Annotated in this window: 13 protein-coding genes; 1 reads left to right on the forward strand and 12 read right to left on the reverse strand. The window is 47.0% G+C overall.

From position 1 onward, the window contains the following. Positions 1-107: 107 nt before the first annotated feature. From hflX to M0R47_RS18220, 5 genes are all read right to left on the reverse strand, one after another. On the reverse strand, positions 108-1,373 hold the full coding sequence (hflX, locus tag M0R47_RS18200; RefSeq protein WP_292557437.1) for a ribosome rescue GTPase HflX: 1,266 nt from the start codon (positions 1,371-1,373) through the stop codon (positions 108-110). 105 nt (positions 1,374-1,478) lie between these two features. Beyond that, positions 1,479-1,718, reverse strand: coding sequence for an RNA chaperone Hfq (hfq, locus tag M0R47_RS18205; protein WP_292557439.1), 240 nt, complete (start codon positions 1,716-1,718; stop codon positions 1,479-1,481). 278 nt (positions 1,719-1,996) lie between these two features. Beyond that, a complete protein-coding gene (locus M0R47_RS18210; RefSeq protein ID WP_292557441.1) occupies positions 1,997-3,523 on the reverse strand; it encodes a fumarate hydratase in 1,527 nt (508 codons plus the stop codon). A 126-nt stretch (positions 3,524-3,649) separates the two neighbouring features. Further along, positions 3,650-4,486 carry a DHH family phosphoesterase gene (locus M0R47_RS18215; RefSeq protein WP_292557442.1) on the reverse strand — a complete coding sequence of 279 codons (837 nt, stop codon included), beginning with the start codon at positions 4,484-4,486 and terminating at the stop codon, positions 3,650-3,652. Between the two features lie 323 nt (positions 4,487-4,809). After that, a complete protein-coding gene (locus M0R47_RS18220) occupies positions 4,810-5,298 on the reverse strand; it encodes a septal ring lytic transglycosylase RlpA family protein (protein ID WP_292557444.1) in 489 nt (162 codons plus the stop codon). Between the two features lie 185 nt (positions 5,299-5,483). Here M0R47_RS18220 and M0R47_RS18225 point away from each other — a divergent pair, with 185 nt between their 5' ends. Beyond that, the gene (locus M0R47_RS18225) at positions 5,484-5,633 is read left to right on the forward strand and encodes a hypothetical protein (RefSeq protein ID WP_292557446.1); all 150 of its coding nucleotides are present in this window, start codon (positions 5,484-5,486) and stop codon (positions 5,631-5,633) included. A 475-nt stretch (positions 5,634-6,108) separates the two neighbouring features. On the opposite strand, the gene M0R47_RS18230 is transcribed toward M0R47_RS18225, so the two are convergent. From M0R47_RS18230 to sufD, 7 genes are all read right to left on the reverse strand, one after another. Beyond that, complete coding sequence (locus M0R47_RS18230; RefSeq protein WP_292557447.1) at positions 6,109-8,796, reverse strand: MMPL family transporter; 2,688 nt, start codon at positions 8,794-8,796, stop codon at positions 6,109-6,111. Between the two features lie 17 nt (positions 8,797-8,813). Further along, complete coding sequence (locus M0R47_RS18235) at positions 8,814-9,887, reverse strand: FAD:protein FMN transferase (protein WP_292557448.1); 1,074 nt, start codon at positions 9,885-9,887, stop codon at positions 8,814-8,816. Between the two features lie 365 nt (positions 9,888-10,252). Then, positions 10,253-10,573, reverse strand: coding sequence for a non-heme iron oxygenase ferredoxin subunit (locus tag M0R47_RS18240; protein WP_292557449.1), 321 nt, complete (start codon positions 10,571-10,573; stop codon positions 10,253-10,255). Between the two features lie 117 nt (positions 10,574-10,690). Beyond that, positions 10,691-11,575 (reverse strand): class I SAM-dependent methyltransferase, encoded by an 885-nt coding sequence (locus M0R47_RS18245; protein WP_292557450.1) that lies wholly within the window; start codon positions 11,573-11,575, stop codon positions 10,691-10,693. A 68-nt stretch (positions 11,576-11,643) separates the two neighbouring features. Further along, positions 11,644-12,096, reverse strand: coding sequence for a Fe-S cluster assembly sulfur transfer protein SufU (gene sufU, locus M0R47_RS18250; RefSeq protein WP_292557451.1), 453 nt, complete (start codon positions 12,094-12,096; stop codon positions 11,644-11,646). Continuing rightward, on the reverse strand, positions 12,096-13,319 hold the full coding sequence (locus M0R47_RS18255) for a cysteine desulfurase (protein ID WP_292557452.1): 1,224 nt from the start codon (positions 13,317-13,319) through the stop codon (positions 12,096-12,098). Before M0R47_RS18255 ends, sufU begins: the two co-directional genes overlap by 1 nt. Continuing rightward, a partial coding sequence (gene sufD / locus M0R47_RS18260) for a Fe-S cluster assembly protein SufD (RefSeq protein WP_292557453.1) occupies positions 13,316-14,569 on the reverse strand: 1,254 nt, incomplete at its 5' end. The genes sufD and M0R47_RS18255, both read right to left, overlap by 4 nt.

The following is a 14,569-nucleotide window of genomic DNA, read 5'->3' on the forward strand; positions in this document are numbered from 1 at the left end:
CCATTCCTTAAGCGTACTGAATCATGCTTGTATTCTATCGTAATTATCCGTAAAAGGCGAAAGACACAAGGCTAAAGCTTAAAAACCTCCGATCCCTTTCGCCTTTACTAAAGCATTTTTTCATTTTCGACAGATCTTAGTACGCCCAAATATTTTGTATCAATTTCAATCACTAGTTCACAGGCACCAAAATCATCAGTTTTCTCGCTAATTATTTTGGCACATGCAAATAATTTCGCCCTTATATCCCCTTGATCGGGCTGTAAGTAACACTTTACTTTAACTTTGGTATTTGAAAATATCTCGGCCAGCGCCTGATAAAGCAGGTCAACACCAGCTCCGGTTTCGGCGGACAACCATACCCGAACAGGATTACCGACATCATCCCGCTCAATCCGCGGTTGGATATCGGGCAATAAATCTATTTTGTTGAAAACTTCAAGTTGCCTGACTTCATTAGCCTTGATATCTTCAAGTACCTGCTTGACCTGGTAAATCGTCTCAGCCCTGTCCTCACTGCTGGCATCGATAACATGCAACAATAAATCCGCCTCAGTGGCTTCCTGCAACGTAGATTTGAACGCCGCCACCAGCTCATGCGGTAAATGACGTATAAAACCCACAGTGTCGGCCAACACAATTTCGCTATTGTTGGGCAGTTTGCAACTGCGCAAGGTCGGATCCAAGGTAGCAAACAACTGATCCGCTACGTAAATGTCCGCACCGGTCAGCTTATTAAATAAGGTCGACTTACCGGCATTGGTATAACCCACCAAAGAAACCGATGGAACTTCAGCCTTTTTTCTTTTACTGCGCCCTTGATGCCGTTGCTTATCAACTTTATCTAAACGCTGTTGAATCTGCTTAATGCGCAAACCCAATAAGCGTCTGTCGGTTTCGAGCTGAGTTTCACCCGGCCCACGAAGCCCGATACCGCCTTTTTGACGCTCCAAATGTGTCCAGCCCCGGACCAGCCGTGTCGATAGATGTTGTAATTGGGCTAATTCAACCTGCAATTTACCTTCAAAAGTTTGCGCGCGCTGGGCAAAAATATCAAGAATCAGCCCGTTTCTATCAACCACCCGAACGCCCAAGAACCCCTCAAGATTCCTCTCCTGGCTGGGTGAAAGCGGGTGATTAAATAAAACGATATCGGCTTCATAGGTTTCGATAATGCCTTTAAGTTCTTCAAGCTTACCTTTGCCGACAAAATATTTTGGATCAGGCTTTTTACGACTGCCTGTTACAACATAAACAGGATCTGTTCCTGCGGACTTAGCCAACTCTTTTAATTCTAAAAGATCTTCCTGCATGGAATGAAGTGTCAAATGAACAAGCACAGCTCGTTCGCCTGATTCGGGACGATCAAACAATTAAATACCCCATAGAAACAATTGTAAAAACTTTTATTTTTCGTGTGGATGCTACTGCGTGACGGGTTTGCCGGCAGCAATGAACACGCGCACGCCAAGGGTTAATTATTCGTCGCCGGATTCATTATCATGAGTCAGCTTTACAGCTTTACTCGGCACAATGGTAGATATAGCATGTTTGTAAACCATCTGGCTTGAGGTGTTTTTTAGCATAACCACGTACTGATCAAATGAATCTACCTTACCCTGTAACTTGATCCCGTTAACAAGGAAAATAGAAACAGGCGTATGCTCTTTTCTAAGTGCATTTAAAAAATTGTCCTGTAAATTTTGACCTTTTGACATCCGATTTCTCCTTATTATTTTAAAACTATTGATTAAGATAACTGCAATTACAAATCAATACAAATCAATACTCCAGTTTCAGAATATTTTTAGCTAAAACTGTGCACATTTTGAGTTTTTCCTGATATTACCTTGCAACCACAAAATACAATGGGGGTACATTTTTATAATTTCAAGCGGGGGGCCCGACCTTCGACGCGATCTTTACGGCCATTTTTATCCAGCGTTTTGCTGAAACCACTAGCTTTAAACCCCGTCAGACCACTAAACAAACAAATTTAACTTTCCTCAGCAACGGGAATCTTGCCGATTTTGGCTTGCCAGATCTTTGGCGCGATTTGATGCACTGAGACGCCTGCCGTATCAACCGCCACCGTAACCGGCATATCCTCAACAACAAATTCGTGAATGGCTTCCATGCCAAGATCTTCAAACGCGACAACACGAGATTTGCGTATGGCTTTTGACACGAGGTAAGCCGCACCACCAACCGCCATCAAATAAACGGCTTTATGCTTTTTAATGGCGGCAATCGCCTCGGCCCCTCGCTCGGATTTGCCAATCATTCCGAGCAAACCTGTTTTGTCCAACATCAATTCTGTAAATTTATCCATGCGCGTTGCCGTGGTAGGACCGGCAGGACCCACTACCTCGTCGCGAACCGGATCGACCGGTCCCACGTAATAAATGAACTTATTGATGAAATCTACGCTTTGAGGCAATGCTTCGCCTCGTTCAATAAGCTCGGCCATACGCTTATGAGCCGCATCCCTGCCGGTCAGCATGGTACCGCTAAGCAATAAAGTTTCGCCCGCCTTCCAACTCTCCACATCCTGTTGAGTCAAGACATCCAAATTAACCCTACGCGCAGTAGCGACTGCGTCCCAGGTAATTTCAGGCCAATCTTCTAAACGCGGCGTTTTAAATTCGGCAGGACCACTGCCATCCAGAACAAAATGCACATGCCGGGTCGCAGCACAGTTTGGAATGATCGCAACCGGCTTGTTGGCTGCATGGGTCGGATAGTCATTAATTTTTATATCCAGCACTGTAGTAAGGCCACCCAATCCTTGAGCACCGATACCCAGCGCATTGACTTTGTCATAAAGTTCAAGACGCAGCTCTTCAAGCCTAGTGCCAGGGCCGCGCGCGATCAACTCATGAATATCTATCGATCCCATACACGCTTGCTTTGCCATAAGCATCGCTTTTTCAGCTGTACCGCCTATGCCTATACCCAGAATGCCGGGCGGACACCAACCTGCTCCCATGGTAGGAACGACCTTCAATACCCAATCAACGATACTGTCTGAAGGATTGAGCATCGCAAACTTCGCCTTGGCCTCAGACCCACCGCCTTTAGCGGCTATTTCGATATCGAGCGTATCGCCGGGCACGACTTCCATGTGTATCACCGCCGGGGTGTTATCTTTGGTGTTGACGCGTTGACCGGCCGGATCGGCGAGTATCGAAGCGCGCAAGACATTATCAGGATGCAGATAAGCGCGCCGAACGCCTTCATTGATCATATCGGCGACAGTCATATCTGCGTCCCATTGAACATTCATGCCAATCTTTAAAAATACCGTAACAATGCCAGTATCCTGACAAATCGGACGATGGCCTTCCGCGCACATTCGAGAGTTGATCAGGATTTGTGCCATCGCATCCTTGGCTGCCGGATTTGCTTCTTTCTGGTAGGCCTCATGCATGGCCTTGATAAAGTCCAGCGGATGATAATATGAAATAAACTGTAGAGAATCGGCAATGCTTTGAATAAGATCGTCTTGACGAATAATGCTCATTGGAAGTTCCCTGCTATACAGTTACTAATAATTCAGTTGGCATATTATATATTATGGATACGGAGCTACCGGACATTATTCGATACTGATTAACAGGATCTGATCAACATTCACCCCGCACAGAACCTAGAAAAATGGGTTGCTATCCAAGGCAAAACCGGCTGCGTTCTTATGCCCTCCTCCGCCAAAACCTAACGCCAGATGGCCTACATCATAGTCACCGATTGAGCGGAGCGAGAAGGTCCACTGCCGCTTTCTTCCGTCATATTGATACGTCATCCCAAACGTGCCTGATTTTTCAGCCAACACATGCCCAAGGTCGCTTGAGAAAAATGATGGCGCATTAACGGCGAGCCCAACCTGCCCTGCCACAGTGACGCTATGAGCAGATTTGGCAAGCCTTTTCACCATCCCTGCAAATTGCTCAACCTGTATGCGCCCTACTGCCAATAGCTCCGCCAGATCAAGCCCCCCTATTTCGGCAAAAGTAATGGGCATTCTTTCATACAGCGCGGTGGTTATTTCACGGGTGCCGTCCAGTTTGAAGTGCCAAAGATCGCGGTCTTCGATATGCAAGAGGATTTTAGGTGGTTTTAGATCATGAAAAAAATACTGCCAGGCTAAAACACAACCACTTCGGGACATATCAAAGTTAATCGACAGGTTTTCAGGAGTTGGCTGTACCTTAAAAAAGGCATCGCATTGTTCCATGGCGGTCATATGGTGATCAATCAGGATGATCTGACCTGCCTTCGCCGAGGCATCGACCAATTGCTGGGGCGAGTATGAATAATCTAATATATAGAGGATTGCTCCTGGCTCGAAATCGGGAATAGCGTCGCCATAGCGCGCCGGAATATATCGGACTTGATTACCTAATTTGCAAAATGCGCTCCATGCGGCGCCTAAACCATCCAAGCAGTCGGCATGATAAATAACTAAAGTTTCGTTGATTTCTAACATGCTCTTTAAAAAATCCCTGCGTTGCTGAATGGGTCGAAGGCTATTGCCATTATTTGCCGTATTTTACACGACCCGAGCCTTAATCCATAAGACTACACGCTGGTTTTCAGGCATCAATCCATAAACCATGCTTATAAACTGCGAAACGAACTTATTTATTTAGTTAGCTGCGCTGAAAATACGCATTAAGAAATTTGGTTTGGCCAGCCGGACGGGCTGTATATTGAATTTGCTTGCTGGCATAGCGGTTGACCCTGTCACCCCGGCTATGCCTAAGCTTTTTGAGGAAAAAGAGTGTTATCCTGATTTTTCAGAATATCAAATTAACTATGTTTATTGGTTTTAACACTACTATTTAATGACGATACTGCTTCATTACGGCTAATCGGTGTAATTTCTACAGATCCTATTCCCCGGATACCGAGTTCTTTTGCGGCAGCATAGGATAAATCCATATCTCTTTTCCCATAAAAAGCACCCCGATCATTGATCCGAACAATAACGCTACGGTGGTTTTTCAGATTGGTTACTTTGGCGTAAGACAAGAGAGGCAATGTTTTGTGTGCGGCGGTCATGGCATACATGTCGTATTTTTGGCCGCTGGCGGTTTTTTTGCCGTGAAACTCAGAGCCATACCAGGAAACTGTGCTTTGATGGCCGTCTGGCTGATGCTTGATTTTATGAGTTGCTGCCTGAGAGTGTTTGGAAGCCTTATGAGCGGTGCGATGTTCGGACGCTTCGACTGTTTGTATAGGGGCAACAAAATAACTGCATATTAAAAAAACAGGAACTGCTAGCATGATTTTATTCATAGGATAGAGCCTTTTTTATTTAAATCTGGCCCAATTTTAACTTAACAAGTCTTAAGCTTATCTTAAGCGCACAAAATCAATGCCTTGTAAAAAACCATTTGAGCAGCCCCTTGCCGAGAATTCTCTATTACTTAAATTTACAAGTATTGTATGATTCCCGCTTTTTAAGATTTCAGGTATTAATCATGAACAGCTATGAGCAAGGAAAGAAAGCCAGACGTATCGCTTCAGTAGTTTATCTTTTAATTATGACGATAATTATGGGTGGAACTTATTTGTCGCAACAGCAAAAAGAAGCTGCTGATAAAACAATGCAAGACTCGACAGATCATTAGACGATAACAATTTTGCAATAGAAACCACATCAACCGGACTAACGCAGTTGGACAGTTGGTTTAAAGTGTTGCTTACTGTTTCTGTTGAAAACCTATTGAGAAAAAGACATCAGCTCTGGGGCTATTGGTGGAAATATCAGATAACGACTTAACAGATAAGCCACCTTTCACAAAAATGTACGGAGCTAATAGAATTTAGCTTACAAGCAGCCTTCACACCTGTTAGATACTCTGAAATACCCCTTACGACATTACCCTCCACAGAGAGCGAGGGGTCATAAAAAGGGAAAGCCCAAGAGACGACACTTAAGAACTCATTCAGAACATCGCATACCGTAAGCAATGGGAGCGACAGACGCACGAAACGGAAGAACCCTATTGCTTTCCGGCGGAGGCGTTTGTGGGGATGCGGTCCCAGCGTGAACCGCATCTCCTGTCAATTACTCGAACTTATTCTCGTCGCGCTAAAGCAGCACTATGACCTTTCTCTCATCGAGTCAAAATCGATAACAGTTACTTTTCCTTGAGCTTTTAACACCAACTTACTCAGCGCCGGAAGAATTACAAACGTACATACCATGATCCAGAATATGCCTATAGTAATAATCAAACCCATACTGGCGATTCCCTGATGCGGCGAGAATGCCAGTCCGGCAAAGCTTGAGGCGGTGGTCAGCGCACCGTAAAACATGGCTCTGGCGGTGCTGGATTGATAGATGTTCTGCGTTTCGGAAAGGGAATGATGCAGCTTTTCAACCATGTGAATGCCATTATCAACACCCAATCCCAATAACAGCGGCAAAGCGATGATATTGGCAAAATTAATCGGAGTATTGGTGAGCACAGCACTCGCCATAGTAAAAAGCCCTGCCAGTATCAGCGGCGTCATGACCAGTAACGTGTCGGCAATATTACGGCGGATCGCAAACAGCAGTAGCGCGATAGTGACCAAGGCAATCACAATGGCTTGTTGAAACGCGGAGATGACTTCTTTCATCGATTCCCAATACATAATCGGCAAGTCGGTTGTTTCTGGCGCGACGGATTGCACTTCAGTAATAAACTCTTCCAGATTTTTCAAATCGTTCAAATCTTTTTTAGGAAATATCTGAATGCGGTACGAACCATCCTTGCTCAGCCATTTGTCCTTGATGTCGGCAGGCAGGTCGTTCAGCGTGACTTCCCTGGCATTGAGACCGGCTGACAGTTCATTCATGACATTAGGCAGCGTACCGAGCAGCGTGGTCTGAATTTTTTCAATGAACATACGTCGATTGGGTTGTTGCCGGGCATCAAGCTCAATCAAGATATCCTGTAATTCTTTTTTAAAATTTGTTAATGCCATACGCTCATGAGCATCGGTTTTTTGAGGCAGGATATTGTCGATAGCTTGTATCAGGCGGTTAATAGCAGGAACCGGATCAGTATCTTCTTTTAACGCCGGAAAGCTCTGCATCTGCGCGCCCAGCATCAGGCTCATTTCTTCAATCACGGCCAGTTTATCGTCCTGATCGCTGGGTTGAAAGTCAAAAAGACTGACCGTTTTATCAACCGTAGGCAATATCGAAAGCTTTTGCTCTAAAGTTTTCGCGCTGTTTTCATCCTTGGCCAGAACAGTCAAGGTCATCGGCGTGGTTTCTTTGTCTTTCATCAAATTCTTAAAAGCAATAACCGATTCGGTATTAGGATCGCGAAGATTAATCGGATTGAAGTCGGTCTTCACGTTAAATGCCAGCACGATGGAAATCACGGCGATAACAAAAGTTGCGATAGAAATCGGCTTGGCGTAATGAAGCGGCAAAATCGACAATTTTTCGGACAGTCTAGTCAGTCCGTTCCGGCCTAATTCATTCTGAAACTTTGCCGGAACCGGAATTATTTTTAACAACGCAGGCAAGACGATCAAGGTAATTAACAAACAAATAAACAGACTGGTGCCCGCCAACAGGCCAAGCTCGGATACACCTTTATAATCAGTTGGTATAAATGCATAAAGCCCAATGGAAGTGGTGCCTGCGCACAACAACAGCGAAGGCGCTGTGCTTATTAACGTGTTGCGTAACGCCAGGCTTTTATGGATATGATGAATCAGATTGTCCCGGTAGCGTAAACAAAAATGAATCGCATACTCCACCCCCAAACCGATATTGGATACTGCAAAAGCCACTGAAATCAGGTTTAATTGTTTTACCGAAAATGCCGCGAACGCGCCGCAAAAAAGCATGCCCAAAGCCAGCGTCATTAATGTGGCTACTGTGAGTAAAACGGAGCGGTAGGCAACCAATAAAATAAACAGCACCAACACAATGGAAAAAATACTGGCCGTAAAAGTGCCGGTACTCATACCTGCTAACTCATCATCTTCAAGGCCGACTTCACCGGTAACCCAGACTTTAACCGCAGGCAGATTCGGATCCTGAATTTCAGCAACAGCTTTGCGAATAGCATCAATCGCATTTTCGGCAGGGCGAATTTGCGAGAAATCGAATTTGGGCGCAACGATAATAAAGCCGTTGCGTTCATGCGTTTTCTTATCGCTCAGCAATGATTCCCAGGACAATAAGATGTTTTCGCCATTAAGCGTTTTATGCAAAGCCGACGCAACCTTTTCAATCAGCGAGGTTAGATCGACAGGCACAACCTGGGTCTTGTCTGTGGACGTCAGAGCATCTTCGAAAATTGAAAAAAAGCCGGTCAGATTGGGTTCTTGGGCAATTCTGCCGATAAACGGCTGGGCCAGTGACAGATTGTTTGACAAGTTTTGCAACTCATCGGTATCGAGATAAAGCAGGCCGTTCTGGCGGAAAAACTCGTTGTCATCCGGAATATAGGCCGAATTAAAACTATCTTTATTGGCACTGAGCAGCCTCAATAATCTTTTAGTCGCCGATTTGGTCAGTTCCGGCGTATCCGATTCAACCACCAGCAACAGGGTATGCAGATCCTGGGAAAAGGCTTTTTCATAATTGCGCCGGTTTTTTTGAAAAGGCGCATCGGGAGCAACCAGTTCGGCGGTGTCGGTATTAATGCTTAAATGACTGGCCGTATATTGCAAAGCCAAAACGCTGAGCAGAGTTACTATCGACAGCACCACAAGCGGTTTGCCTAGCGTCAAGTTTCCCCAACGTGAAAAAAAAGCATGACTACGGTTTTTTAACGACATAACTTGGGACTCAGGCATTAATGTATGGTGAGAGAGGTCAACGTGTTCAACGCATCACTACGGGATTCGGTAAGTTCAGTGCCTTGCAGCTCAATGAATAACGCGGGGATTTTTGCAGCGTTTGCGGCTGCCATGCCGTCTTTTTGGCCCAGGCACAGCAGTGCAGTGGACCAGGCATCGGCAACTGTCGGATCACTGATCAGGACAGTGACGGAAACCAGGTTGTGGGTAACCGGTCTGCCGTTGCGGGCATCGAGGATGTGACCATAACGCTGACCGTGGTCATCAAAATAATGCCGATAAGTGCCGGAGGTCATGACTGCCATCGGCGCATCCTTGGGCATGGTAACAATTTTATGCATGGTCCTTTCTTCCGGCAGCGGCCTTTCGACCGCGATGCGCCAGGGTTGAAGGCCCGGCTTATGACCGTTGGTTTTCAACTCGCCGCCGATCTCGACCAGATAATCGGTTATGCCTTTTTGCTCCAGAACCTTGCTGATCCGTTCTACACTATAGCCTTGGGCAATGGAGGATAAATCGGTCTTAAGATCAGCCTGTTTTTTACGCAGATGCGTTTCATCCACGACTTCGAGTTTTTCCATGCCGATTTGTTTCAGTGTGGTCCGAATGACCGAATCTTGAGGGATTGTCAACGAATCCCCACGAAAGCCCCATAGATCAAATAATGGCTTGATGGTTAAATCGTAGCAACCTTGACTGGCCTGATTGACGACTTGCGCGATTTTAACCAAGGATACGATTTCGCTGCCGACTTCCTGGCTTTCAGTATTCTCAGCGCTGTTGAAAGTTTCTATGGTCGAGTCGGGGCGGTAATTGGACAGCAGTTTATCGATGACCGCAAATTCGTTTTCGACACTGGCTTTGATATCTTTAGTATCTACCGGTGCTTCCGACCAGTAGCTAATGTGGTAGGTCGTGCCCTGAGCCGGGCCTTCTAGCTTTTGAATGGTTGGTTTCGAGCAGCTCGCCAGCGTCATTAAAAACACACAGCAAATAAAGCAATACCAAGGATTGCATAGCGATGCGCCGCTCGTAAAACCGGATATGGTTGTAGTCCGTAGGTTAGTCATCCATGCCTGCCATTTTTTATCATTACCGATTATCAATAATAAACTTAATAAAAAACGCAGTGCATCTTAACAAACCTTAACCTGAAAAAATGAATACTGCGCCATAATTGCGCCCGTTAAATACTGTTTAACAGCGCCGCTTATTATAAGCCCAAAGAGGCGAAGGTTATTAAAAAATGAAAGCTATTCTCTACATTGCAAGAAGATAAAGGTATACCTGCCAGCCTTTATTTAATTATAAAACCATAGCTGTGACGCGCTGCACGACAAACCAAAGTGTCAGTTCTATCGGCTATATTGCCGGGGCTTGGATCAAGCCTGTTTGAACGCCGCAATTCGTAGAAGCGGATGAGCACGAAGCAGAATTAATCCCAACGATTGTCCCTAACCTGCACTTTGCCGTTTTCGATTCTGACCGGGAAGCAATCGATATTTTCATACGCGGGCGGGGATTTTACTTCGCCGGTTTTAACACAAAAACGCGCACCGTGACGGGGACAGATAATCTCGTCGCCTTCCAGCCTGCCGCTGGCAATTTCCGCGCCGTCGTGAGTGCAGACATCTTCAATCGCATAAAATTGACCGTCGATTTTAAAAATGGCGACATCCGTACCATCAACGTCGATGACGATGTTCTCACCGTTCTCCAGGGCATTTTCATCTACCGCATCTATCCAATCCGACATTTTTTTACCTTATTGTTGTTTTTAAAGTGGACGTCCCGCTGACCGTCGCTTGCGCCCTATGAGTGCCACACAAAATCCAAAGACCTTCCAGGTTTTGCAAACCTGGAAGGTCTAAAGCTAACTTTTCAAATAAACATCATAACGCAGCAACTTACCCTGAAAACTTTGACTCGGCTTGCCGCCCAAAGGTTCCGCGTAATCGGGGCTTTTTACCACCACCCGCTTTCCGGCAGCGTTTATTGCGGCCTCGAACAATTGCTCCTTATCCTGATCATCGCCCAGCAAATCGCGCAGTACCATCATCGACTTTTTAGCTAGCGCGGATTTTTTGCGTTTGGGCGGAAACATCGGATCAAGATAAATGCAATCGGGCACGCTTTGCAAATTGGCTAACAACTCGATGGCATTGCCCTGCAGCAAGTGGGGAGGCTCAAGGTTAAGCCGCTGCATCCAGTCAAGTTGCGCCAAGCGGGCAAAGCCGTCCGCCAGCAATTCCGCCATCACCGGTGAGCGCTCGATACACAGCAACTCGTAGCCCATGCGAAAGATATGCAGGCTGTCCTGCGCCCAGCCGGTCGTGGCATCGACCACGGTTCGGGTTTTACGCCCCAGCGCCTGGGCCAAAGCGCCGTCTTTGGGTGCGGGCCACGAGCGCTGCTCGCCATTGCGCGGCTCAATATCGACAGTCAAGCCGCCTTTTTTGAGCAGCTCTCTGTCGAGCAGCTTCAAACAGCCGTCGCGCCAGGTTAAGAAGAACTCTTCAACATTGTCGCTATTGAGCGACTGGTACAAAGGAACGCCCAACCGCTCCGCAAGCTGCTGGAACGGCAGACTATCGCCCTGCCCTTGATAAAGCACGGCCAGCTTTATCGCCAAGGATGGTGTGTATGCCGAAAGCCTGCCGGGAGCTGGCTCGGCGATCGCCAGGGATGATGTGTATGCCGCAAGCCGGTCGGGAACAGGCGCGGCACCGATGTATTGCGATGATGTTTTCGTGGTCATGGCGTGAATTAGCCACGAAGAACATTGAGTAGAAAACTTCGTGCTCTTCGTGTCTTCGTGGTGAATTATTATTCTGTAGAAATAGACTTTTGTTCGTTTTTCAAGGCTGCATCCAGCGTGTGCCAAGCCAATGTGGCGCATTTAACACGCGCCGGATATTCACGAACACCGGCCAATACCGCCAGTTTGCCGACCGCTTCCAGGTTAACCTGTTCGTCTTTGCCGGTGGTCATCTCATGGAACTTCTTAAACAAGTCCTCGGCTTCCTGTTCGGTTTTGCCTTTGACTATCTCAGTCATCAACGATACGGAGGCCGTCGAAATGGCGCAACCCGAACCTTGAAAACTGGCGTCGGTAATCACGTCGCCATCCATTTTCAAATATAAGGTCAGGCGGTCGCCGCACAGCGGATTAAAACCTTCAACCTGACGGTCTGCATTTTCCATGACCCGGAAATTACGCGGGTTGCGGTTGTGGTCGAATATAACCTCTTGATAGAGGTCGCGTAAATCATCAAACATTAGCCAAATACCTCAATCAAGGACTGTATGCCTTTCATTAAAACATCAATTTCTTCTTTGGTGTTATACATTGCAAATGACGCTCTCGCCGTCGCAGGAACTTCAAAAAAGTCCATCACCGGCATCGCGCAATGGTGCCCTGCCCTGATGGCAATGCCCAAGCTGTCCAGCATGGTGCCAATATCGTGCGGATGGATTTTATCCAGCACAAAAGCCAATATTGCGCCTTTATGCTCGGCTTCGCCAATAATTCTAAGCCCTTTAATTTGTTTGGCCTTTTCTGTGGCATAGCTTAGCAACTCGGCTTCATAGGCGGCAATATTATCCATGCCGACTGCGCTCAGATAATCGATGGCTGCGCCCAAACCAACCGCATCGGCAATGCTGGGCGTGCCTGCTTCAAACTTGTAGGGCAACACATTGTATTCGGTTTCTTCAAAGGTGACTTTACGGATCATATCGCCACCGCCCTGGTACGGGGGCATGGCTTCCAGTAAAGCCTGCTTGCCGTAAAGCACGCCTATGCCGGAAGGCGCATAGAGTTTGTGACCTGAAAACACATAAAAATCGCAATCCAGGTCTTTCACATCCACCGCCATATGCGGGATGGCCTGTGCGCCATCCAGTAATACCGGAATGCCTTTGGCATGCGCTGCTGCGATAATCTTTTTGACCGGATTAATCGTGCCCAAGGCATTGGACATATGCACAACTGAAACCAATCTGGTTTTATCGCTGATCAGTTTTTCAAATTCATCATAGATCAGCTCGCCTTGCAGATTAATCGGCGCAACTTTTAAGATCGCCCCGGTCTGCTCACACAATATTTGCCAAGGCACGATATTGGAATGATGCTCCATCGCGGTAATCAAAATCTCGTCGCCGGCTTTGATATGGGCTTTGCCGTAAGTCTGTGCGACCAGATTGATGGCTTCCGTAGCACCTCTGACGAAAATAATTTCTTTTTCGCTAGCCGCATTGATAAATTCCTTAACTTTAGTCCGCGCGCCTTCAAACTTATCGGTAGAGCGTACGCTTAAGGTATGTACGCCACGATGCACATTGGCATAATCATGGCTGTACAAATCCACAATGCTGTCGATAACGGCTTGCGGCTTCTGGCAGGTCGCCGCATTGTCCAGATAAACCAGCGGCTTGTTGCGAATTTTTTCCGCCAATATCGGGAAATCCGCGCGGATTTTATTGATGTCCAAAGCCGTCATAACCATTCCTTGTTCACGCCTTCTTGCGGGAAGCGTGCCAATAGTTGTTCTAAAACCATATCGTGTAAACCTTTAATTTTGATCTTGTCGACCATTTCATTGGCGAACGCAAATGTCAGCATATTCCGCGCCGTCTCTTCATCGATACAGCGCGATTGCAGGTAGAAAATCGACTTTTCATCCAGCTGCCCCACCGTCACGCCATGCCCGCATTTTACGTCATCGGCATAAATTTCCAGCTGCGGCTTGGTGTCCGCTTCGGCGTCATCCGATAACAACAGGTTGCGGTTGTTCATCTGCGAATCGGTTTTTTGCGCATCGACAGCGACAATTACCCGGCCCTGGAACACGCCCCTGGCCCTGTCGTCCAGCACGCCTTTATACAGTTCGCGGCTGATTGCATAAGGTTTCAGGTGATTGATACGGGTGTGGTTGTCGATATGCTGACGCTTAACGCCCAAATAAAGGCCGTTCAGTTCACATTCCGACGCGTGATCCAGATCAACATGAATATCGCTACGCGCCAGCAAACCGCCAAAGGCGAAATTGTGATGGGTAAAGCGCGCATCCCGAGCCTGTTTAATGTAGGTGCCGCCAAAATGGTAGGCTTTTTCCGACTCGCTTTGCATTTTGTACAGCGTCAGATCGGCGTTTTGCTCGACAAAAACCTCAGTAACTGCGGCTGTTAAATAGGCGTTCGCCGAGCCTGTTCCCGACCGGCTTGCGGCATACACACCATCCCTGGCGATATCTGAACCAACAAACGTCTCTATGACCTTGGCTTCAGCCATTTCGTCGGCAATAATGATATTGCGGGTCGTAGCCATTGCGTCAATGCCGGTCACTATGTGCAGCAACTGTATCGGCCTGTCTAAAACCTGCTTGGCTGGCACATGCACAAACAAACCATCGGTAAACCACGCGGTATTGAAGGCAATAAAGCTGTGCTCTGATTGATTCGCGGTCAAGCCCAGATATTTTTCCAGCTTACCCGGCTGTTTTGCCAACGCATCCGCCATGCTCATCACCGAAACGGCTTCGGGCAGGCCTTCTAAAACCGACAGCTCTGCCGAAAAATGGCCGTTCACTAAAACCACGACCCAAGCATCTTGCAACCGGTATGATTTCAGCCACTCGGCATCGACGCCCCCAGCAGTCAAACTTTTCGACGGCGAAAACAGTTTCTTCTCAAGGGTTGAGACATTGGTATAGCGCCACTCTTCTTCACGCGGCGATGGGAAGCCTTGCTC

Origin of the sequence: Methylobacter sp. (assembly GCF_023227905.1) — a bacterium.
In the GTDB taxonomy this organism is placed as follows: Bacteria; Pseudomonadota; Gammaproteobacteria; order Methylococcales; family Methylomonadaceae; genus Methylobacter_A.

What these genes read in the sequence shown, in the direction of transcription:
- hfq (WP_292557439.1), bottom strand. Translation starts at nt 1,718, where the DNA reads ATGTCAAAAGGTCAAAATTTACAGGACAATTTTTTAAATGCACTTAGA.
- M0R47_RS18210 (WP_292557441.1), bottom strand. Translation starts at nt 3,523, where the DNA reads ATGAGCATTATTCGTCAAGACGATCTTATTCAAAGCATTGCCGATTCT.
- M0R47_RS18215 (WP_292557442.1), bottom strand. Translation starts at nt 4,486, where the DNA reads ATGTTAGAAATCAACGAAACTTTAGTTATTTATCATGCCGACTGCTTG.
- M0R47_RS18220 (WP_292557444.1), bottom strand. Translation starts at nt 5,298, where the DNA reads ATGAATAAAATCATGCTAGCAGTTCCTGTTTTTTTAATATGCAGTTAT.
- M0R47_RS18225 (WP_292557446.1), top strand. Translation starts at nt 5,484, where the DNA reads ATGAACAGCTATGAGCAAGGAAAGAAAGCCAGACGTATCGCTTCAGTA.
- M0R47_RS18230 (WP_292557447.1), bottom strand. Translation starts at nt 8,796, where the DNA reads ATGTCGTTAAAAAACCGTAGTCATGCTTTTTTTTCACGTTGGGGAAAC.
- M0R47_RS18235 (WP_292557448.1), bottom strand. Translation starts at nt 9,887, where the DNA reads ATGACTAACCTACGGACTACAACCATATCCGGTTTTACGAGCGGCGCA.
- M0R47_RS18240 (WP_292557449.1), bottom strand. Translation starts at nt 10,573, where the DNA reads ATGTCGGATTGGATAGATGCGGTAGATGAAAATGCCCTGGAGAACGGT.
- M0R47_RS18245 (WP_292557450.1), bottom strand. Translation starts at nt 11,575, where the DNA reads ATGACCACGAAAACATCATCGCAATACATCGGTGCCGCGCCTGTTCCC.
- sufU (WP_292557451.1), bottom strand. Translation starts at nt 12,096, where the DNA reads ATGTTTGATGATTTACGCGACCTCTATCAAGAGGTTATATTCGACCAC.
- M0R47_RS18255 (WP_292557452.1), bottom strand. Translation starts at nt 13,319, where the DNA reads ATGACGGCTTTGGACATCAATAAAATCCGCGCGGATTTCCCGATATTG.